General features: G+C 44.1%; 21 protein-coding genes. 12 read left to right on the top strand and 9 right to left on the bottom strand.

What is annotated here, in order from left to right; genetic code table 11:
* Positions 1-11: 11 nt before the first annotated feature.
* Entirely contained in the window at positions 12-482 is a 471-nt protein-coding gene (locus tag FTU19_RS12140; RefSeq protein WP_166139259.1) for a BLUF domain-containing protein, read from the bottom strand.
* 262 nt (positions 483-744) lie between these two features.
* Here FTU19_RS12140 and FTU19_RS12135 point away from each other — a divergent pair, with 262 nt between their 5' ends.
* Positions 745-1,038 carry a hypothetical protein gene (locus tag FTU19_RS12135; protein WP_257219785.1) on the top strand — a complete coding sequence of 98 codons (294 nt, stop codon included), beginning with the start codon at positions 745-747 and terminating at the stop codon, positions 1,036-1,038.
* Here the strand turns inward: FTU19_RS12135 and FTU19_RS12130 are convergent.
* A complete protein-coding gene (locus FTU19_RS12130; protein WP_004780333.1) occupies positions 1,031-1,318 on the bottom strand; it encodes a GNAT family N-acetyltransferase in 288 nt (95 codons plus the stop codon). The genes FTU19_RS12135 and FTU19_RS12130 overlap by 8 nt on opposite strands.
* Positions 1,319-1,610: 292 nt before the next feature.
* Here FTU19_RS12130 and FTU19_RS12125 point away from each other — a divergent pair, with 292 nt between their 5' ends.
* From FTU19_RS12125 to FTU19_RS12105, 5 genes are all read left to right on the top strand, one after another.
* The gene (locus tag FTU19_RS12125) at positions 1,611-2,804 is read left to right on the top strand and encodes a sugar transporter (RefSeq protein WP_180053999.1); all 1,194 of its coding nucleotides are present in this window, start codon (positions 1,611-1,613) and stop codon (positions 2,802-2,804) included.
* A gap of 331 nt (positions 2,805-3,135) precedes the next feature.
* Positions 3,136-4,101, top strand: a complete 966-nt coding sequence (locus tag FTU19_RS12120) for a TerC family protein (protein ID WP_180053994.1) — start codon at positions 3,136-3,138, stop codon at positions 4,099-4,101.
* Positions 4,102-4,356: 255 nt separating this feature from the next.
* Positions 4,357-5,676 carry a guanine deaminase gene (gene guaD / locus FTU19_RS12115; protein WP_180070363.1) on the top strand — a complete coding sequence of 440 codons (1,320 nt, stop codon included), beginning with the start codon at positions 4,357-4,359 and terminating at the stop codon, positions 5,674-5,676.
* 211 nt (positions 5,677-5,887) lie between these two features.
* Positions 5,888-6,415, top strand: a complete 528-nt coding sequence (hpt, locus tag FTU19_RS12110; RefSeq protein ID WP_004780337.1) for a hypoxanthine phosphoribosyltransferase — start codon at positions 5,888-5,890, stop codon at positions 6,413-6,415.
* Positions 6,416-6,591: 176 nt separating this feature from the next.
* Positions 6,592-6,849: a GlsB/YeaQ/YmgE family stress response membrane protein gene (locus tag FTU19_RS12105; RefSeq protein ID WP_034171345.1), complete on the top strand. Its 258-nt coding sequence runs from the start codon at positions 6,592-6,594 to the stop codon at positions 6,847-6,849.
* Between the two features lie 84 nt (positions 6,850-6,933).
* Here FTU19_RS12105 and FTU19_RS12100 read toward each other — a convergent pair whose 3' ends face one another.
* Together FTU19_RS12100 and dmeF are read right to left on the bottom strand one after the other, a co-directional pair.
* A complete protein-coding gene (locus FTU19_RS12100) occupies positions 6,934-7,632 on the bottom strand; it encodes a DsbC family protein (RefSeq protein WP_180131406.1) in 699 nt (232 codons plus the stop codon).
* A gap of 136 nt (positions 7,633-7,768) precedes the next feature.
* On the bottom strand, positions 7,769-8,704 hold the full coding sequence (gene dmeF / locus FTU19_RS12095; RefSeq protein ID WP_180131404.1) for a CDF family Co(II)/Ni(II) efflux transporter DmeF: 936 nt from the start codon (positions 8,702-8,704) through the stop codon (positions 7,769-7,771).
* Positions 8,705-8,760: 56 nt separating this feature from the next.
* On the opposite strand from dmeF, the gene FTU19_RS12090 reads away from it, so the two are divergent.
* Positions 8,761-9,024, top strand: coding sequence for a metal/formaldehyde-sensitive transcriptional repressor (locus FTU19_RS12090; protein WP_159124458.1), 264 nt, complete (start codon positions 8,761-8,763; stop codon positions 9,022-9,024).
* A gap of 172 nt (positions 9,025-9,196) precedes the next feature.
* Positions 9,197-10,342 (top strand): MFS transporter, encoded by a 1,146-nt coding sequence (locus FTU19_RS12085; protein ID WP_180131413.1) that lies wholly within the window; start codon positions 9,197-9,199, stop codon positions 10,340-10,342.
* Positions 10,343-10,385: 43 nt separating this feature from the next.
* Here FTU19_RS12085 and mnmE read toward each other — a convergent pair whose 3' ends face one another.
* The 5 genes from mnmE to rpmH all read right to left on the bottom strand — a co-directional run bounded on the left by mnmE (position 10,386) and on the right by rpmH (position 14,491).
* On the bottom strand, positions 10,386-11,741 hold the full coding sequence (mnmE, locus tag FTU19_RS12080) for a tRNA uridine-5-carboxymethylaminomethyl(34) synthesis GTPase MnmE (RefSeq protein WP_125279429.1): 1,356 nt from the start codon (positions 11,739-11,741) through the stop codon (positions 10,386-10,388).
* A 91-nt stretch (positions 11,742-11,832) separates the two neighbouring features.
* Positions 11,833-13,596 carry a membrane protein insertase YidC gene (yidC, locus tag FTU19_RS12075; protein ID WP_180018422.1) on the bottom strand — a complete coding sequence of 588 codons (1,764 nt, stop codon included), beginning with the start codon at positions 13,594-13,596 and terminating at the stop codon, positions 11,833-11,835.
* A gap of 5 nt (positions 13,597-13,601) precedes the next feature.
* The gene (gene yidD, locus FTU19_RS12070; protein ID WP_005233127.1) at positions 13,602-13,922 is read right to left on the bottom strand and encodes a membrane protein insertion efficiency factor YidD; all 321 of its coding nucleotides are present in this window, start codon (positions 13,920-13,922) and stop codon (positions 13,602-13,604) included.
* A gap of 9 nt (positions 13,923-13,931) precedes the next feature.
* Positions 13,932-14,327, bottom strand: a complete 396-nt coding sequence (gene rnpA / locus FTU19_RS12065; protein WP_034706193.1) for a ribonuclease P protein component — start codon at positions 14,325-14,327, stop codon at positions 13,932-13,934.
* 29 nt (positions 14,328-14,356) lie between these two features.
* A complete protein-coding gene (rpmH, locus tag FTU19_RS12060; RefSeq protein WP_000831329.1) occupies positions 14,357-14,491 on the bottom strand; it encodes a 50S ribosomal protein L34 in 135 nt (44 codons plus the stop codon).
* Positions 14,492-15,149: 658 nt separating this feature from the next.
* On the opposite strand from rpmH, the gene dnaA reads away from it, so the two are divergent.
* The 4 genes from dnaA (at position 15,150) to gyrB (ending at position 21,418) form a co-directional block, all read left to right on the top strand.
* The gene (gene dnaA, locus FTU19_RS12055; protein ID WP_004780349.1) at positions 15,150-16,532 is read left to right on the top strand and encodes a chromosomal replication initiator protein DnaA; all 1,383 of its coding nucleotides are present in this window, start codon (positions 15,150-15,152) and stop codon (positions 16,530-16,532) included.
* Between the two features lie 109 nt (positions 16,533-16,641).
* Positions 16,642-17,790 carry a DNA polymerase III subunit beta gene (gene dnaN, locus FTU19_RS12050; RefSeq protein WP_159124285.1) on the top strand — a complete coding sequence of 383 codons (1,149 nt, stop codon included), beginning with the start codon at positions 16,642-16,644 and terminating at the stop codon, positions 17,788-17,790.
* Between the two features lie 25 nt (positions 17,791-17,815).
* Positions 17,816-18,898 (top strand): DNA replication/repair protein RecF, encoded by a 1,083-nt coding sequence (recF, locus tag FTU19_RS12045; protein WP_180131401.1) that lies wholly within the window; start codon positions 17,816-17,818, stop codon positions 18,896-18,898.
* Positions 18,899-18,952: 54 nt separating this feature from the next.
* The gene (gene gyrB / locus FTU19_RS12040) at positions 18,953-21,418 is read left to right on the top strand and encodes a DNA topoisomerase (ATP-hydrolyzing) subunit B (protein ID WP_166139278.1); all 2,466 of its coding nucleotides are present in this window, start codon (positions 18,953-18,955) and stop codon (positions 21,416-21,418) included.
* Positions 21,419-21,564 lie beyond the last annotated feature (146 nt).

Genomic DNA, 21,564 nt, shown 5'->3' with positions numbered 1-21,564 from the left:
TTTAGCATCAATTAAAAATAGGGAATATAACCACGCTGTTTATAACCTTGAGGAGAAGCAAGATTGGCCTGATTTTCATCCAGACGATAGAGCAGTTCCAGGAATCCGCCCAGCTGTTCCTGTTGCAGTGCATGAGGTTCAAACTGGCCTAAACCGAAACGTGAAAATAAAGAAGAAATTTCACTATGTTTATGGACATATTTCATCGACCATTCCGAGAAATGTGGACGTTCTACCGTTGCATCCTGAAAGCGAAGCACCTGATGATGGCGTGGATCACGGCAAATGCTCTGAAACAGATTTTCTACCGCCTCTGCTTCACCTTCTAGACATTGAAAAAACTTGCCGTGGGAATAATATAAAACCCCGTTAATCTGATGAGCTTTATTAAATTTTCTCGCTACAGATAATATATCGCTAAGATCCTGTAATAACTCTTGTTCAGATTCTATCCGTTCACTGGCGTAGCAAAGCTGTAGCATAAGGTCATCTCACTGAAGAAAGAATTAAAAGCATAATTTAATCAATTATTTTAATTTAAGTCGATCATTTTTTAAGCAAATATCCGTTTTTGCTTACATTGTTTTAGGTTTGCTTTTCCAAAGAAAACTTCTAACAATTACCTCCTGAGAGGAAATCAATGATTTCAGATATATAGCGATAATGATGAAGGAGTGAAACCTGATGTTAAAAGATCTGATTTTCACTGTAGCGTTGTTGTGTATATGTTTTATGCTTTTAATTATGTTGAATGAGATGGCCTTGACGACCGAGACCAACATTCTGCTCAGTTCAGTTTTTGTAGGCTGGACGCTTTTACAGTTTGTTCGCCGTCGTATGTTTTTTTATATCAGTGTAAGCCTGATGATGGGAATACTTACGCTGTTAGGCAAATATGAAGAAGTATTATGGAACAGCATAGGCCTGATGGCAGGTTATGGCGTATATAACCTGCTGCAGCGTATTTCTGTACCTGTACTTAAGGGCAAATTACAACATATCTCTATCTTGGATAAGTTTAATTCAATTGCTAAATAGCAGCTGCCACATCCTGTAGGCTGCGATCACGTTTAAACATGACATCTACATAGGAACACTGGGGAATAATTTTTAAGCTATTCTTGCGGGCAAAGTCGACCAGTACATCCAGCATTTTGCGTGCTACGCCTTGACCGCGTAAGGAATTATCTACCCAGGTATGATCAGCCACGATGGTCGATGCTTCTTGCCACTGATATGTAATTTCAGCAAGACGTCGACCATCTTCCTCCATAAAAAATACACCGCCGCGTTTTGAATCTTGATGTTGAATGTCCATACTGAAGGCTGATCTCTTAATAAAATTATTGGTTTATTTAATTTAAAACATCTTCTTAAAGAAATAATATGAATTATTGTTAAGTTTTTAATATTGGATGAAATTTTTTATTTTCTTTCATCATTTCCTGTGATTTTTTTCAAATATTGATAACTTTTTATTTCTCTATTTTGCCTGATTGAGGGTGATGCAGTTTGAGTCATCACATATCACCCCAAAAATTTAATTTTAGCTACTCCCTAATTGAGAAAGACAGGATTAGAATGCAGCATCTTTTTGCATGCAACTTCGTATGTCTGACTCATCTTCCGCTTCTTCCGTCACCAAGCAATGGATTGGTGTCATCGCTTTAGCCTGCGCGGCTTTTATTTTTAACACTACTGAATTTATTCCTGTGGCCTTACTGAGTGGAATCGGGCAAAGCTTTGCCATGTCCGCCACTCAGGCCGGTATCATGCTGACCATTTATGCCTGGATCGTGGCCCTACTATCTCTTCCGATCATGCTGCTCACCAAAGCCATAGAACGGCGTTTTCTACTGATGCTGGTCTTTGCGGTCTTTATTTTAAGTCATGTGCTGTCCTATTTTGCCTGGAGTTTTAGCACGCTGGTGATCAGCCGGATAGGGATTGCCATCGCACATGCCTTGTTCTGGTCGATTACCGCTTCACTCGCGGTTCGGGTCGCACCGAAAGGTAAAGAGTTTCAGGCACTTGGTTTATTAGCCACAGGAACGGCGATGGCGATGGTGCTCGGTATTCCATTTGGCCGGATGATTGGTGAGGCGTATGGCTGGCGTAATAGTTTTGCCCTGATTGCGTGTCTCGCATTGATCATTTGCCTGATTCTGGCCAAAACCTTGCCATTGCTTCCAAGTGTCAATTCAGGCTCCCTCAGCAGCTTAAAAAGCCTGATCAAACGTCCAAGCCTGATGCTAGTCTTTACCCTCACCATTCTGGTGATTACGGCGCAGTTTACCGCTTATAGCTATATTGAACCATTCTCCCTGAATATCGCCCGCTTTGATTCAGCCCAGACCACAACTTTACTTCTGGTTTATGGCGGAGCAGGATTCCTGGGTTCTTATCTGTTTGGCCGCTTTGCCGCACAGTTTCCGAAAATGACTATTCCTGCTTTTACTTTTGGACTGGTTATTTCCATGCTGCTGTTATTACCACTGTCGAGCACAGTCACAGGTCTGTCTGGCTTATCTCTACTATGGGGTTTGAGCATCATTGGTTTCAGCTTGGCTCTACAATCCAAAACCCTGAACCTGGCTGCAGATGCCACAGATGTTGCCATGGCCATTTATTCAGGCCTGTATAACGTCGGGATTGGCGGAGGAGCTTTGCTTGGCAGTATGGTCACACTTCAGATCGGGCTATCGAGCATTGGCTGGGTAGGCGCAGGGCTGGCGATTCTTGGATTTCTGCTTAGTCTTTATTTGGTTCAGCGTTTGGACTTTCTGCCCAAAGCTGCTGATTAAACGCTGCTTTTTGTAAAATAATTTGTGATTATACATAAAATCTGTCATGCTCATTTGATATTGAGCAATTGCTCAAACAGAATTGAGTTTGAACAAGGGGAGTAGCCTCCTCCAAACGTTTAAGAATGAAGTTTCAGTTTTTGAACGTGTCAGAATATCGTCATTACACTTTGCAAAAAGTCGGTATCTGAGCATCTTGGAATGCGACTGGATCTCATCCAGTAGAGCACAAAGATGTAGGCAAGACCTTGATCATGTTGTTATAGATGTATTTCATCTGGCAGCAGGTCAAGGTTTTTTTATGGCCGATTGTCAGATGTGGAGAATTCCCATGGAAACAATTGGTACACCTTGGCTGTATCTGGCTTTTTTCATTATCGTTGCAGTGATGCTGGTCATCGATTTTATCGGCTTTAAGCATCAGCACGGACAGCCCACCAAAGTCCGCACTGCCGCCTACTGGAGTGTTGCCTGGGTCAGTGTAGCGACTCTGTTTGGCGGTGCATTATGGCTGTATCTGGAACAGACTTCAGGTGCTGCTCTGGCAAACCAGAAGGTGATGGAATACTTTGCCGGTTATTTGCTGGAAAAATCTCTGGCAATTGATAATGTCTTTGTCTGGCTGATGATCTTTGCTGCCTTTGCTATTCCTCCTGCACTGCAACGCCAGCTGCTGCTCTATGGCGTTTTGGGTGCCATTATTCTGCGGACCATCTTTATTTTTATTGGCGCATGGTTCGTACAGGAGTTCTCGTGGATTCTGTATATCTTCGGTGCTTTTCTGGTTTATACCGGTTTTAAATTCCTGCGCGGCCAAGGAGAAGAGCATACCGATATTGAAGATATGGCAGTTCTGAAATGGCTACGCAAACATATCCGGATTACGCCGCAAATGCGTGGCAATAAATTTTTTGTGCATCAGAACGGTGTCCTGTGGGCAACGCCATTATTTCTGGTGCTGATTCTGGTGGAAGCTTCTGATGTGATCTTTGCGGTAGACTCGATCCCAGCCATTTTCGCTGTCACCACCGATCCCTTTATTGTTTTAACAGCGAACCTGATGGCGATTCTGGGTCTGCGTGCCATGTTCTTCCTGCTCGCTGGTGCTGCATCAAAAATGTACTATCTGCCTTATGGCCTCGGGATCATTCTGGTCTTTATCGGCTTCAAGATGCTGATGCTGGAAGTATTCCATATGCCGATCTGGATTTCCCTGAGCTTTATTGTCATTGTGCTGACAATTACCGCATGGTTATCAATCCGTCATAGCAAAAAATACAATGAAACAGCGCTATAAATAATTGCTTCGTCATTCCTGATAAGTCCGCAAAATGCGGGCTTTTTTTATTTCAGGCCAGTGATCGTTTTGGCTACTTTAATTAGCATCATTTTCTTTATTTAAATCTAATTTAAAAATCTCGTGATAATTGCTTTGATCTTGGCCGCTATTTTGCATTGTTAAAATTTGGGGATTTTTAGTTGTGTATTTCCCATACAGGCTAGAACTTTTCAGCTACAATCAATCGAAAAAATTACAAAGTGCAGGTTTTCAATGTCTTCTTACATTGCGACGACAGCTATCCGTGGTCGTTTCCTCGATATCCAGAATACAGTTGCCCAAGCACGTGAAATTCACGACCAAGTGCGTTATATAGAAGATGGTTTACTCATCATAAAAAATGGAATAATCCAGTGGTTTGGTTCCTGGCAGGAAGGTCAGCAGCAGCTCCCTGAAGGTCTGGATATTACTTATTATCCTGAACAGCTCATCATTCCGGGTATGATCGATACCCATATCCATTTCCCGCAAACTGAAATGGTCGGTGCTTATGGGGAACAGCTACTAGAATGGTTAAATACTTATACCTTCCCGACTGAGATCCAGTTTCAGGATCCGGCGTATAGCCAGAAAATTGCACAGTTCTTTATTCAGGAATTGCTGAAAAATGGTACAACCACAGCTTTGGTGTTCTGTACCGTTCATCCAGCCTCGGTAGAAGCACTGTTCGAAGCGGCTACAGCACAGAATATGCGTCTGATTGCCGGTAAAGTGCTAATGGACCGCCATGCACCTGAAGCCCTGACGGATACTGCAGAATCTGCCTATAGCGACTCTAAAGCCCTGATTGAGAAATGGCATGGTAAAGGACGTAATCTTTATGCGATTACGCCACGTTTTGCTCCGACCTCAACGCCTGAACAGCTGGAAAAAGCAGGGCAGTTAAAAGTCGAATATCCAGATGTTTATATCCATACTCATCTCAGTGAAAACAAAAATGAGATTGCCTGGGTAAAAGAACTCTTTCCGGAACGTGAAGGCTATCTGGATGTCTATCATCATTATGGGCTGACCGGCGCTAAATCCGTATTTGCGCATTGTGTGCATCTGGAAGAAGGGGAGTGGGATTGTATGCATCAAACCGACTCTGCGATTGCCTTCTGTCCAACCTCAAACCTGTTCCTGGGTAGCGGTTTATTTCCACTGAAGAAAGCCTGGGATAAAGGCGTGAAAGTCGGCTTGGGTACTGATATCGGGGCAGGAACCTCCTTTAACCAGCTCCAAACCCTAAATGAGGCTTATAAAGTGCAACAGCTGCAAGGAGAAAAACTTTCGGCTTTTGAGTCGCTATATCATGCGACCCTAGGTGGTGCGAAAGCCTTAAGTCTGGATGACCGCTTGGGGAATTTCAATGTGGGCAAAGAAGCAGACTTTGTGGTGCTGGATCTTAATGCCACCGCTTTACAACAACTACGCCAGAGCAGGGCCAAAAATATTGAAGATACCTTTTTTGCACTGACCATGCTGGGGGATGACCGTAATATTGCAGCAACCTATGTCTATGGACAGGCTGTCTATGTCAAGGCCCAATAAATCGCGTCAGCGTAGGATCATTTTGGCTGCAATCTTCGCCGTCTGTGCTTTTGCGCTGAAGAGAGATTCACAGCAGCCCGAAAATTGATTACATTTACAGCAAGTAAAACAGGTGCATCTCAAGCAAGGATGTATTAAAATTGCTGCAATTCAGGTGTTGCAGGTCAACACCTTTTTTATTTTGCTATTTTTATTTTTTAGGTATCTACCCATGACCGTTCAAATGAGCGTAATGATTTCCGCTGAAGAAATTCAAGCTAAAGTCAAAGAGCTTGGTGCTAAAATCGATGCACACTATGCCAATAGTGACAAAGAGCTTGTACTTATCGGTTTGTTACGCGGTTCAGTGATTTTCATGGCAGACTTGTGTCGTGCCATTACCAAGCCACATGAACTCGACTTCATGACTGTATCCAGCTACGGCGGCGGTACGATTTCGAGCCGTGATGTCAAAATCCTGAAAGATCTGGACGGTGAAATCCGTGGTAAAGATGTGCTGGTGGTTGAGGATATTATCGACTCAGGTAATACCTTAAGCAAAGTCCTGGAAATCCTGCAAACCCGTCAGCCAAACTCAATTGAACTGTGCACTCTGGTGAGTAAACCTTCACGTCGTGAAATCGAGCTGGAAGTAAAATTCCTAGGCTTTGAAGTCGAAGACAAGTTCATTGTTGGTTATGGCCTGGACTATGATCAAAAATACCGTCATATTCCATTTATTGGTGAAATCGGTCTTTAAGAACCGGTTTAAAAGAAGTGGCTTCGTGCCACTTTTTTTTATTTCTTGAATCATTTCAGTAACACAGAGAACAAAAACACTACAGCCCGTTGCAGGACATGACTTTTTTCAGTGCTTTTCTTGCCGCAAGATAAACCTGATGTAAAAACAAAGACATGATAACAAGGAGTATGCTGATGTGGTCAATTATCGTTGCAATTGTAGTGGGTTTTATTGCGGGTCTGGTTGCACGCGCGATTCATCCTGGTGATGACAAGGCTGGATTCATTGTTACGACCCTGTTGGGGATTGCCGGTTCACTGGTTGCGACCTTTGCCGGGCGTATGCTGGGCTTGTATTCCCAAGATTCTGCCGCAGGCTTTATTGCCTCAGTGATTGGTGCTGTAGTCATCCTGTTTATCTATAATATGGTGACCAAACGCAAACGAATCTAAGCCCTGCTTGGAATAAGTTTCTTTCATAAAAAAAGAGCACTGGTTTAAGTGCTCTTTTTTTATTTATTGAGTATAGTCAGAATTTTACAGGCCGAATTCTTTGAAACCTTGTTCAATCTGTTCTGCTGGCTGAGCGCCTATGACTTTAAAACCATTCGAGAAAATAATCGCTGGTGTGCCATTTACACCGAGTGATTGTGCCAGCTGTTTATTACGTTCAATCGGGTTTGCACAGCTCTTTTTCGATTTAGGTTGTATACCTTGACCAATCAGGTCTTCCCAAGCCTGTGCTGGATTTTTTTCACAATAAACCTGTTTGGACGGCGCAATTGACTGCTGTTTTAAAGGCAGGATGAAGGTATAAATCGTGACATCTTTGAGTTTTTTCAGCTCTACTTCAAGTTGTTTACAATACGGGCAATTTGGGTCAGAAAAGATGGCAAGCTGACGTTTTCCTGTCCCTCTGACTGATTTAATCGCATCCTGTAGCGGTAACTTTTTCCAGTCGACACTGTTTTGTTTGAGTAATAAATCCTGAGTCAGATTATGCTGGTCCTGAATACGGAACATTGAACCAGCTAGGAGATGCTGGGCATCTTCATTCAGATAGACAATCTGCCCCTGCATGGAACCGCTATAGATTCCTTTCATTTCGGTAGGCTGAATATTTTCAATTTTTAGGTTGGGACTGTTTTTTGCCAGATTGGCTTTAACCGTATCCACATTGGCAAAGCTAAGGCCAGGGAAGAGGGTCAAAGCCAGCAGCATATTTCTTATTTGCATGAATGTCCTGCTCAGGTGCAAGTTAAATGTGTTTCGATTTTAGTCTTTTTAAAAAGAAAATTCTGACTATTTTATGTAGCCTGATGTTCAAATCGAACTGATCAATCAATCATGTTTCACGTGGAACATTGCCCCTTTAATGCTGATTCACTTCCACCGAGATATGCACAATTTCTTCATGAATAGAGATCGCCTCACGGATTTGATCAGCACTAATGGGGATTCCCGTTTGAACGGCAACAAAACAGGAAAATTTACCTTTACCGACTCTCGATACATGCAGGTCAGTTAAATGCAGATCATTCCCATATTCAGCAATGACTTCACGTATTTCTTCGACCACTGGGGCATCCATATCGGCATCCAGTAAAGTCTTGGCACTTTGCTTTAGCAGGCCAATCGCCCAGCGTGCAATCAGGATTGAGCCGACCAGTCCCAGTACTGCATCGAGAAAATCCCAGCCCATATATTTTCCAGCAAACAAGGCAATAATGGCCAGAACAGAAGTTACAGCATCAGCAACCACATGCAGAAAGGCCGCTTTATGGTTCAAGTCATGATGACCATGATTATTATCATGCTCGTGATGGGAATGCCCATGATGATGATCATGGTGATGGTGCCCATCATCATGCAGCAACCAAGCACAGGCCAGATTAATCAATAGTCCTAAAATCGCGATTGGAATGGCTTCGTTATAATGAATCTGAATTGGCGAAAATAGACGTTCTACTGAATGAATCGCCATAAAACCGGCTACCACAAGCAATAAAATTGCACTGCTATAACTGGCCAGAATTTCAATCCGCCAGGTGCCCATATTAAAGCGGGGATCATTCGTATAATGGCGGGCAGCTTTATAGGCAAAGTAAGCCAGCCCCAAGGCCAATACATGCGAGCCCATATGCCAGCCATCGGCAAGCAAAGCCATTGACTGGAAGATCCATCCCCCTAATACTTCCAGCACCATCATGACGGCGGTCAGAATCGTGGCAAACAGAATCTTTTTCTGTGCGAGTGGATTACCTTCATCAAATTGATGGCTGTGCGAATCGGCGTTATGTTTTTGCATAAAAGGGAACTGTTATTAATACTCCCCCCTAGTATATTTATTTTTGGAGATTTGTGGTGAGTCATGTACATGATGATAAAAAAATATTAAACCGGGTACGGCGCTTGCAAGGTCAGATGAACGCTGTAGAGCAGTCTCTCCTGAATCCTGAAGCAGGTTGTATTCAGGTCCTGCAACAGGTTGCAGCCGTTAAAGGTGCCATAAACGGTTTGATGAATGAATTGATCGAAACCCATTTAAGAGAGCATGTCATTGGAGAAGCTGCAGTCAATGAAGAAAAACTGGCTGAGTTTTTAAAATTATTAAAACGTTATGGCTGATTGTTTAGCTCAATATTTTTGTTTTGTTTACAGCAAGATAATTGACCGCTTTTTCATCTAACCGATACACTGCCACCCATTCTCTTCTTTCTTCCACATCATTCTTTTTAAAGTGTGGTGAAACTTTTACGGCAGCTACATGACAGAAAATATCTCATGGCGACCTTTCGCCATGGTCAGTCTTGCATTGATTATGGGTACCATCGGTACAGCACTGGCAAGTCCGCTTTATCCCATTTATCAACAGATCTGGCATTTATCCCCAAGCCAGATTACCTATATTTTTGTCGCCTATATGTTTGGCTGTCTGGGTACCTTGTTATTCCTGCGACGTACCAGCAACACGATTGGTTTCTTAAGAACCCTGCAAATTGGCCTGGTATTTATTAGCATTGGCTTGGTCATTTCAGTCTTTGCCGAGAATGCGCTGATTTTGTCGGTGGGTCGTTTTATTATTGGCATTGCTTCAGGCCTGATGACCACTTCAGCAATGCTGGGCATGATGCAAACCATTCCAGAAACTCATAAGCAGCTTGCACCACAACTGGTATCGATTCTGACGGCTATAGGTTTTGGTTTGGGGCCGTTTGTGGGTGGGGTAATTGCGCAGTTTTCTCAAGCTCCATTAATTACTCCATACCTCCCAATTATTCTTGGGGCAGTGCTGTGTTTTGTCGGATTATTCTGGCTAAAAACACCTGCTTTTGAACGCCAGCCTTTTAGTATTGCACCGAAATTACTGCGTCCTGAACCTCAGTATCATGCTGTATTCATGATTGTGGGATTGACTGCATTTAATGCCTTTGCTGCTTTCAGTTTATTTGCTTCACTGTCACCGTCTTTTGTGCAGGATATCTTACCTTGGCATGGTCCTTTGGTCAGTGGTACCGCCATTACCTGCATTTTGCTGATTTCTGCTGTGGTGCAGTTCTTTGCTAAAGCTGTTCCTGCAAAGAAATGTCTGAATATTGGCTTGATGATTATGCTGGTGAGCTTGGTTAGCCTTGCTCTTTGTATGATCCTTAAAGCAAGTATCTTGTTCTTCGCCAGTGATATCTTATTCGGGATTGGACATGGTTTTGCCTTAATGGGCGCATTCGGTGTGATTCATGCGATCACAACCTTGCAAAATCGGGCAGCCGTGATGTCGACTTACCTGTTTATTGGCTATTTGGGCACGATTGTGCCGATTATCGCGGTGGGGTATCTGGCTGATCACTTCGGCTTAGGATTTGCCGTGATCAGTTTCTGTGTGGCGATCAGTGCACTCTGTCTAATCCTTTGGTTATGGCATCAAAAATTGCAGCTAAAAGCCTAATAAAAAAGCCCACATTTGAGGGCTTTTTTATATAACTTAAGGATTATTTTCCAATACAGAACGATCCAAAGATCTTGCCCAGCAGGTCATCCGCACTAAAGTCACCCGTAATTTCGCCCAGCGCATTCTGTGCCAGACGTAAAGACTCTGCGACCAGTTCACCTGCGTTATACACTACAAGTTGCTCACGGGCTTCAGCTAGGTACATCTGAGTGCGCTTCATTGCGTCTAAATGGCGGGTACGGGCAATAAAGGTATCTTCTTCAGGCTGGAAGCCTGCATGCGCCGTAATCGCATCTATGAGCGACTGGACGCCAGTTTCTTGCTTGGCTGAAACGGTAATGTGACGGAAGCCCTTAAAATCCCCCATGACAGCATCAGCACCGGTCAAATCGGCTTTATTCCCAATCAGGATCAGACGTTTTGGCTCGAGATGCTCGGCAAAATATTCTTGAGCGAGTTGTAATGGGTCATCACCTTGGCTCAGGTCATAAACCAGCAACAGCAGATCGGCCTGTTCAATTTCTTTAATCGCGCGGCGAATGCCTTCTTTTTCCACGATATCGCCGGTTTCCCGCAGACCAGCAGTATCGGTCAGGGTAATCGGCAGGCCATTCAATGTGATCTTTTCATGCAATACATCACGGGTTGTCCCTGCAATATCGGTCACAATCGCACGTTCATTACCTGCTAGGGCATTGAGCAAGGAAGATTTACCTGCATTCGGTTTACCGGCAATCACCACTTGTAGACCTTCGCGCAGTAACTGACCCTGACGTGCAGATTGCTGAACCTGAGTGACGGCATTCGCCACGCCATCCAGCAGATTTAAAATCTTGCCATCCGCCAGGAAGTCGATTTCTTCTTCAGGAAAATCAATCGCCGCTTCGACATGCAAACGCAAATGAATCAGCTGTTCTAATACCGTATTGACCTTAGTCGAGAATGCCCCTTGTAGAGAACGGACTGCAGACCGGGCAGCCGCTTGGGAGGTCGCATCAATCAGATCGGCAATGGCTTCAGCCTGTACCAGATCCAGCTTGCCATTCTCAAAGGCACGCATCGAGAATTCACCGGCTTTGGCTGCAGTGGCACCCAGTTCCAGCAAACGGCCCAACAGGGCATTCTGAATCACCGGGCCACCATGACCTTGCAGTTCTACTACATCTTCACCAGTAAAGGAATTCGGATTCGGGAAGCAGATCACCAGACCTTCGTCCATTACTTCACCGGCTGCATCATAGAACTGACGGAACCCGGCAAAACGGGCTTTGGGCAAATCTTTTTGGCTCAAGGCCTGGGCAATTTCATAAGACTTGGGACCTGACAGGCGAATGACACCTACACCGCCACGTCCTGGGGGAGTTGCAATCGCAGCAATCGTAGTTCGGTCGAGCATAACATTCACCTAGAAAAACTTAAAAGTACAGCAAAAAAAATCCGCTCAAGATTACCATCTTAAGCGGATTTATTCAGCCCATCAGTACAACTTAGTTGACTGGTGTTGCCTCATCGCGTTTAGCACGGTCTTTGGCAACAGACTTGTTGATCAGTGTTTGCTGCAAGATCGTGATCAAGTTGTTCACAATCCAGTACAACACCAGACCTGCCGGGAAGAACAGCAAGAATACTGTAAAGATCACTGGCATAATCTTGAACACTTTCGCCTGCATTGGATCAGTTGGCTGCGGATTCAGCATCTGCTGAATATACATGGTCGCCCCCATGATCAATGGCAGGATAAACCAAGGATCCATTGAAGATAAATCCTGAATCCAGAACATCCATGGTGCATGACGCAGTTCTACAGATTCCATCAATACCCAGTACAGTGCCAGGAAAATTGGCATTTGCAGTAACAGTGGTAAACAGCCAGCAAGTGGATTCACCTGCTCACGTTTGTACAGTGCCATCATTTCCTGAGAGAAGCGCATACGGTCTTCACCGAACTCTTCTTTCATGCGTTGCATTTCAGGTGCAATCACACGCATTTTCGCCATAGAGCGGTAGCTCTTCGACGACAATGGCCACAGGATCAGTTTAACCAGTACGGTTAACAGGATGATTGCCCAACCCCAGTTACCCACTAGACCATGGAAGAACTCAAGACCAACAAACAGCAGTTTGGCAATTGGCCATAACCAGCCATAATCTACAGTCTGGTTCAGACCAGTCGCTAGGTCTTTCAGCTCCGATTGAACTTTTGGACCAGAGTAGAAGGTCGCATCGATTTCAGCTACGGTGCCTGCAGGCACATTGAAAGTTGGAGAAGTAAAACCAATGATATTCATGTTATCAGTTGATTTACGTGATTCCAGCTTCGCACTGTAGGCTTCACCATTGGCTTGAGTCAATTTCAGGTTACCTGGCACCCAGGCACTCACGAAGTAGTGCTGCACCATCGCAACCCAGCCGCCTTTGGCTTCGGTATTCAGTTTTTCTTCAACAAAGTTGTCAAATTTTAACTTGTTGTAGTTTTCATCCGGTGTACCCCAAGCGCCGCCCAGGAACGTTCCCAGTGTGAAGATACCCTGATCAGATTTACCTGGATCTTCGGAATTGTCACGTTTGATCTGACCGAACATCTGACCTTGCCAGGTCTGGCCGCTGCGGTTGACCACTTTGTGATTCACAACTACCGGATATTCACCTTCAGTAAAGTTGAAGGTTTTAATGACTTCTACACCATCAGCCGTTTTAAAGACCATAGGTACAGAAAGTACTTTGACAGTTTCGCCATCTTTATTTTTAGCGGCTTTGGCATCTGCCAGTGTATAAACCGTTTTTTCCAGCTCATAGGTTGGACGGCCATTACGGCTGCTGTCCGGTCCATTCAGACCGATCAGACCCGACTGGGCGACATAAGTCCGTTTCGCATCGCTTTCCAGCATGACGAACGGTTCATCGCTGTCTTTATTCTTGTCATGATTGAGTAATTCAACACGAACAATATCACCACCTTTAGGATTGATCCAAAGATGATAAAGGTCAGTTTGTACTGAAATAAGCTGCTGACTTACAGGTGCGGTGGCATCCGTTGCTTGCTGCGCTGGCATATTTGCTTGTGGCAGATCAGAGGCGGTCGTCGCCGTCTGAGCATTTGGCAAATCTGCAGATACTTCATGTGAAACAACCGCAGCTTCTTGCTGTGGTTTGGTTTCAGCATTGCCATAATCTTTTTGCCACGCCAAAATGAGCAAATATGCGACAACAAACATGGCTCCGAGAATTGCAATCCTGGCCCATTGTTGCATATGTATTACCCCAAGTGGTTAGAGTGATTTTGGTTCAATAAACGATCACGAAAGGGTACAGCAACGTGAAGCGTTTGAGAATCTATTTGCTGAAATGAAATAAAACGAATCGCTTTCGGGGGAACCGGATCATATCCAGAGCCACCCCACGGATGACAACGGCAAATACGCTTAGTAGCCAGCCACACACCACGTACAGCTCCATGTGTATGGACTGCTTCCAAGGAATATTGAGAACATGTTGGAATATAACGACAGCGTGGTCCCAATAAAGGACTAATCGCAATCTGATAGAAACGTATTAACCAATGCAGTAAACGTACCATTGGCCATCTCTACTTTTGTGGGGAGGATGATGCTATTTTGGAATGCTTTTTGGCAAGACGGTTGAGTTTCTGCCAGGCAAATTGTAATTGCTGATGCAACTCTGCGTTCGGTACCGCTTCTATACCTACTTTAGGCATAACCACAATATCCAAATCATCTAGTTGCTGTTGATGCAGGCGAAAACTTTCGCGAGCAAGTCGTTTTACTCGATTTCGTTCGTGCGCACGGCGCACTTTTTTCTTGGCAACAACTAAACCCAAACGGCTGTTTGGCAGTTCGGAATGTTTTGCAAGAAAAAGGAAATGGGGTTGATGCACTTTAAAAAGCGCACCATCAAAGACTCCTTTATAATCTGCAGCACAGCGTAAACGAAGCTCTGTACCAAAACTATAAAGTGTAGTCATAACACCCAAAATCGGCAAAGCCTAACTGATTAAACAGTTAAGCTGTGACGACCTTTTGCACGACGGCGAGCTAGAACTTGACGACCAGCTTTAGTAGCCATACGAGCACGGAAACCATGAACGCGTTTACGCTTTAATTCAGATGGTTGGAATGTACGTTTCATATTGAAACTCCAAAAATGATCTTTCTATAAAGGTCCGCGATTTTAGTGCTCATTGCTTGAGCTGTCAATGCAAAAGCCACTTTCTTTTCAAATAAGACTGAAATCAAAATTGTAAATAGGGATTAAAAAAATTGTATTCAAATACCTATATATAAGTTAACCACAATATAACTATTTGTTTTAAAATTAAATATAAGTTATTAACACTTATATCAACATAGTTATCCACAACTTATGTGAAATCTAAATTTAACTCATGAGTTTTGAATTTAAATTTAAACTTTTCTTAGTTATCCACAAAAGAACCGAATCTTATAAATAAATTCAAATTTATAAATTTAAATTTATTACTATTAGGGTGGACTTTTTCTGTGGAAAAGCTAATTTTTCATTAAATAAACAAAAACTTAGTTTGTGGATAAAACTGTTTTTATTAATTTTATACTTTGTGGATAACTTTGTGCTATATTTTATCCACAGCTTGCGGATAAACTTATCCACATTAGCTTTTTAAATTTAAATTTATCCACCATGACTGCTTTTTGCGCAAAATCTGTGGAAATTGCCATGACAGATGTGGATAACTTGGTTAGAATGGCGACCCGCTTTGGTCGCGGTCAGCCTTTTTGATTAACAATGGAATGAATAGGGGATTCACATGCTTTGGACAGACTGCTTAAATCGCTTGCGACAAGAGCTCTCTGGAAATGTCTTTACAATGTGGATTCGCCCATTGGTTGCAGAAGAGCTGGACGATACCCTGCGTCTTTATGCACCTAATCCGTATTGGACGCGCTACATTCAAGAGCATCATCTGGAACTGATTTCGATTTTGGCCGAACAGCTGTCTGAAGGTCGCGTACGTAAAGTGGAAATTCTGGTGGATTCACGTCCGGGTGCAATTTTATCTGCCAGTGAACAGCCAGCGACGACAACAGCGGCTTTGGAATCTGCACCTGTGGTTGCGCCAGCGCCGCGTCCTAAGAAAGAAAAAGAAGATTCAGGCAAAAATAGCCGTAAACGTCAGCTGAACCCTTTATTTACCTTCTCGTTATTTGTTGAAGGCCGTTCTAACCAGATGGCGGCTGAAACCTGTCGTAAGGTGTTAACCCAACTCGGGGCTTCACAGCATAACCCGCTATTTTTATATGGTCCGACTGGTCTGGGTAAAACCCACTTGATGCAAGCCGTTGGTAATGCTTTATTGCAGGCCAAGCCGAATGCCCGCGTAATGTATATGACTGCGGAAAGCTTTGTGCAGGATTTTGTCAGTTCCCTACAACAGGGCAAGGTTGAAGAGTTTAAGAAAAACTGCCGTTCACTGGATCTTTTGCTGGTTGATGATATTCATTTGCTGGCAGGTAAAGAAGCCAGTCTGGTGGAGTTCTTCTATACCTTTAACGCGTTGCTGGATGAATCGAAGCAAATTATTCTCACCTCGGATCGTTATCCTAAAGAATTGACCGAACTGGATCCACGTCTGGTTTCACGTTTTTCCTGGGGACTTTCTGTGGGTGTGGAACCACCCGATATTGAAACTCGCATTGAAATCTTGCTGAAAAAAGCCGAGAACACCGGTGTAGATTTACCACGTAACTGTGCGCTATTTATCGCCCAACAAGTAGTGGCGAACGTACGTGAACTTGAAGGTGCGCTAAATAAAGTGGTAGCGATCTCGCGTTTTAAAGGAACGCCGATTGATCTGGATGTGGTACGTGAGTCTTTGAAAGATGTCCTCGCAATTCGTGCCCGTACCATCAGTACTGAAAATATCCAGCGTGTAGTGAGTGAGTATTTTCGCATTCCGCTTAAAGAGCTGGTAGGTCCAAAACGTACCCGTATTTATGCCCGTCCACGTCAGCTTGCAATGGGTCTGGCACGTGAACTGACTGGAGACAGTTTCCCGGAAATTGGTATGGCTTTTGGTGGTCGAGATCACAGTACAGTCATGCATGCCTGCGAAAAAGTGCAAAGCTTGCGTGAAGAAGATCCGATCTTCAATGAGGACTATAAAAACCTGCAACGCCTGTTGCAGAGTTGACCTAAAACGCTCAAATTCTGTTCTTGCTATGCGGCCTGTTTTGCCGCATAGTTAACTGCTAAAAATTCAACTTTTATCTTATTAATCTTCAGCTTTAGAGGAATGTACCGTGCGTTTAAAAATCGCGAAAGAAAGCTTACTGAATGTTCTCTCACATGTCGTAGGAGCGGTTGAACGTCGCCATACCTTAAATATTCTTTCAAACCTGAAAATCCAGGTGACTGCTGAAGCTTTGACCGTCACCGGTTCGGATCTGGAAGTGGAACTGGTTGCCAGCACACAGTTGGCTGAAGGTGCATGCCTGCAAGCCGGTGAAACCACTGTTCCAGCACGTAAGCTGATTGATATCTGTAAATCTTTGCCATCAGCAGCCCTGATCGACCTGCAAATTACCGATGACCAGCGTTGTATCCTGAAATCTGGAAATAGTCGTTTTGTGCTCGGTACTTTGCCTGCGGATGACTATCCATTACTGAATACTGAAAATACTCAAGGCACGCAAGTGACTGTGACTCAGCGCGAATTAAAGCGTCTGTTTGAAAAAACGGCTTTCGCAATGGCAGTGCAGGATGTGCGTTTCTACCTGACCGGTACTTTACTTGAAATTGACGCCAATCAGCTTCGTGCGGTAACGACAGATGGTCACCGCTTGGCACTGTGTGAAACAGCAGCACAATCGACAGCAACTCAACCGATTCAAGCCATTGTTCCACGTAAGGCAGTCGCTGAATTGCAACGTTTATTAAGCGTTGAAGATGAGCAGCTTTCTCTGCTGATTGGTCGTGAATTATTGAATGTGACCATTCGCATGGCCAGCCGTGATAAAGAACAGACCGATATCACAGTTCGTTTCACTACGAAACTGATTGACGGTAAATTCCCGGACTACCGCCGTGTGATTCCACGTGGTGGCGACAAGAATGTGATTATTGCGCATGACGTGTTTAAGCAATCTTTACAACGCGTGGCTATTTTGAGTAATGAAAAACTACGTGGCGTATTCCTGAACTTTAATGCCGGTTCATTACAACTTCGTGCCAATAACCCGGAACAGGATGAGGCGATTGAAGATCTGGCCATCCAGTATGCAGATGCACCACTGGAAATGTCATTCAATGCGCAATACCTGATTGAAGTGCTAGGGGTACTGGACGGTGAAGATGTGTCGATGACCATGACTGAAGCGAATCAGTCTGTGCTGGTTCAGGATCCATCTCATACCGATCAGACTTATGTCGTGATGCCAATGCGTGTCTAAGCGACAGCTGAGTTAAGCCAACGCTATGCATATTACGCGTCTTCATATTGAACGTGTACGAAACTTAAAAACGGTTGCACTCCAGGGATTGCAACCGTTTAATGTTTTTTATGGCCAGAATGGTTCAGGCAAGACTTCAGTACTGGAAGCCATTCATTTACTGGCCACAGGACGCTCCTTTCGTACCCATATCCCGAAAAATTACATTCAGCATGGCGCCTCGGATGCGATTGTGTTCGCCCAATCGGAAACTGAAAAAGTCGGCATGCAAAAAATGGTCAGCGGGGAACAGCTGATTAAGGTCAATGGCGATGCGATTGCGACTCAAGGCCAGCTTGCTAAAATGTTGCCCTTACAGCTGCTTGATCCACAAAGTATCGATATTATCGATCATGGCGCCAAACCACGTCGTCAGTTATTGGACTGGTTAATGTTCCACGTGGAACCAGAGTTTTATCATGCCTGGCAATATTATTCACGAGCCTTAAAACAGCGGAACAGCCTGCTTAAATCCAAACGTTTTCTAAGTTTGTCTGATCTGGAACCGTGGAACCAGATGCTGAGTGAGTATGGCGAGATTTTGCACTCCCAGCGTGTCGGCATCGTGGAACAGTGGAAGCCATTTTTTGAGGATGATCTCAAGCATCTACTGCCTGATCTGGAGATTTCTCTGGAATACAGCCCTGGCTTTCACAGCGAAAACGGCCTGCTGAATGACCTGACCAATCATCATGATAAAGATGTGGAACGACGCTATACCGAATATGGTCCACATCGCGCAGATTTGCGTATCAAGACCCCTTTGGGGGATGCTGATGTGATCCTGTCCCGTGGACAAAAAAAGCTTTTAATGATGGCACTTAAACTGTCGCAAATCGCAATGCTGCATTCTTGTAATAAGGAAACTGTGGTATTATTAGATGATGTGACAGCAGAATTAGATTTAACCGCACAACAACGTTTAATTGAGCGATTGAGCCAGCTTGGTAGTCAAGTTTTTATTACCACTTTAGACCATGAATCAGTACAAAAGCACCTACATGATCTGTCTATCTCATATCAGTTATTCAATGTTGAAAACGGTACAGTTCAAGTTGTTGTGCAATAGTTTTTAAATTTTTACCTATCTTTGGATAAACCTATATTTCACTAGGGAGAAACCATGAGTTCAGAAGATCAAGCTGCTTCTCAAACAGAACAAACCACTGAAAAAGCTTATGATTCCTCTAGCATCAAGGTATTACGTGGTTTAGACGCAGTACGTAAGCGTCCAGGCATGTACATTGGTGATACAGACGATGGTACCGGCTTACACCACATGGTCTTCGAGGTCGTAGATAACTCGATTGATGAGGCGCTGGCAGGTCACTGTGATGAAATTTTAGTGACTATTCATGAAGATGAATCAGTTTCAGTATCAGACAATGGCCGTGGTATTCCGACCGACATTCACCCTGAAGAAGGCGTGTCTGCTGCAGAAGTGATTCTAACCATTCTGCATGCTGGCGGTAAGTTTGATGATAACAGCTATAAAGTTTCTGGCGGTCTGCACGGTGTAGGTGTATCCGTAGTAAATGCGTTGTCAGAAAAACTGGAATTAACTATTCATCGTGCCGGTAAAATCCATGAACAGGAATACCGTCATGGTGACCCACAATTCCCGTTAAAAGTAGTAGGTGAGACCGATAAGACCGGTACTCGCGTGCGTTTCTGGCCAAGTGCTGAAACCTTTAGCCAGACCATTTTTAATGTCGATATTCTGGCACGTCGTTTACGTGAACTTTCCTTTCTGAATGCAGGTGTACGAATCGTATTACGTGACGAACGTATCAATGCCGAATACATTTTTGACTATGAAGGCGGTTTGGCTGAGTTTGTTAAGTACATTAACCAAGGTAAAACCCACCTGAATGACATTTTCCATTTCACCACTCAGGCGGAAAATGGCATTGGTGTAGAAGTTGCACTGCAATGGAATGATTCTTATCAGGAAAATGTACGCTGCTTTACCAACAACATCCCGCAAAAAGATGGCGGTACTCACTTAGCCGGTTTCCGTGCAGCACTGACCCGTGGTTTAAATAACTACATGGACAGTGAAAATATCCTGAAAAAAGAAAAAGTTGTGGTTTCAGGTGATGATGCGCGTGAAGGTTTGACTGCGATTGTGTCAGTAAAAGTGCCGGATCCGAAATTCTCTTCACAAACCAAAGAAAAACTGGTATCGAGTGAAGTGAAATCTGCCGTTGAGCAGGCCATGAACAAGGCATTCTCTGAATATCTGTTAGAGAATCCACAGGCGGCTAAATCAATTGCAGGCAAGATCATTGATGCAGCGCGTGCCCGTGATGCGGCGCGTAAAGCCCGTGAAATGACCCGTCGTAAGAGCGCGCTGGATATCGCCGGTCTTCCAGGTAAACTGGCGGATTGCCAAGAGAAAGATCCAGCTTTATCTGAACTGTACCTGGTCGAAGGTGACTCTGCGGGCGGTTCTGCAAAACAGGGCCGTAACCGTAAGATGCAGGCAATTCTGCCGCTAAAAGGTAAGATCCTGAACGTGGAACGTGCCCGTTTTGACCGTATGATTTCTTCTGCAGAAGTGGGTACGCTGATTACGGCACTCGGCTGTGGGATTGGTCGTGAAGAATATAACCCGGACAAGCTGCGTTATCACAAAATCATCATCATGACCGATGCTGACGTGGATGGTTCACATATTCGTACGTTGCTGTTGACCTTCTTCTTCCGTCAAATGCCGGAACTGGTGGAACGCGGTCATATTTATATTGCACAGCCACCATTGTACAAGTTGAAAAAAGGCAAGCAGGAACAGTACATCAAGGACAATGATGCACTGGAAACTTACCTGATTTCGAATGCGATTGATGAGCTGGAACTGCATATCAGTGCCGATGCCCCTGCGATTCGTGGTGAAGCTCTGGCCAATGTGATTACTGATTATCAAACTTCACAGAAGAGCCTGGCACGTTTAACTGTACGTTATCCTGCAAGCTTGCTGGATGCGTTGATTTCACTGGAAGCATTCAAGCTGGATCAGCTGGAAGATAAAGCGTATGTGGAAACCTGGGGTGAAGACCTGCGTGCAGCGATTGAAAAAATCCAGCCAAGTTTACGTCCTGAATTGAGTCTGGAACGTTTTGAAAAAGACGTTGATGGCCAGATCGTAGAAAGCTGGTTGCCGAGGATTACGATTTATGTGCATAACCTGCCGCATCATTACCTGCTAGATGCTAGCCTGCTCAGCTCAAGTGAATATGCACGTTTACTGAAAAATTCGAAAAGCTGGTTCACGCTGCTTGAAGAGGGTGCTTATTTACAGAAAGGTGAGCGCAAGATTCAGGTCAGCAGTTTCCATCAGGTTTGGCAGCACATTCTGCAAGACTCTCGCCGCGGCATGATGATCCAGCGTTATAAAGGTCTGGGTGAGATGAACGCAGACCAGCTGTGGGAAACCACGATGGATCCAGAAAACCGTAACATGCTACAAGTGACGGTGCAGGATGCAATTGAAGCAGACCGCATGTTCTCTTGTCTGATGGGGGATGATGTGGAACCGCGTCGTGCCTTCATTGAAGAAAATGCCTTGAATGCTGATATTGATACCTGATCCATTGGAATAAATCGAAACGAAAAAGCGCCTTTTAAGGCGCTTTTTTTACGTAAATTTTCTATTAATGCCGGATGAACTGTTTAGAATAATTTTAATCTAAGCAGTTTTTAGACCAATGATCCGCTGATATTAGGTTTCAAAAA

This window comes from Acinetobacter sp. YH12072, assembly GCF_013419565.1.
Lineage (GTDB): Bacteria > Pseudomonadota > Gammaproteobacteria > Pseudomonadales > Moraxellaceae > Acinetobacter.
Note: the sequence above shows the minus strand (reverse complement) of the source record. Positions and strands in the feature narration are given on the sequence as shown.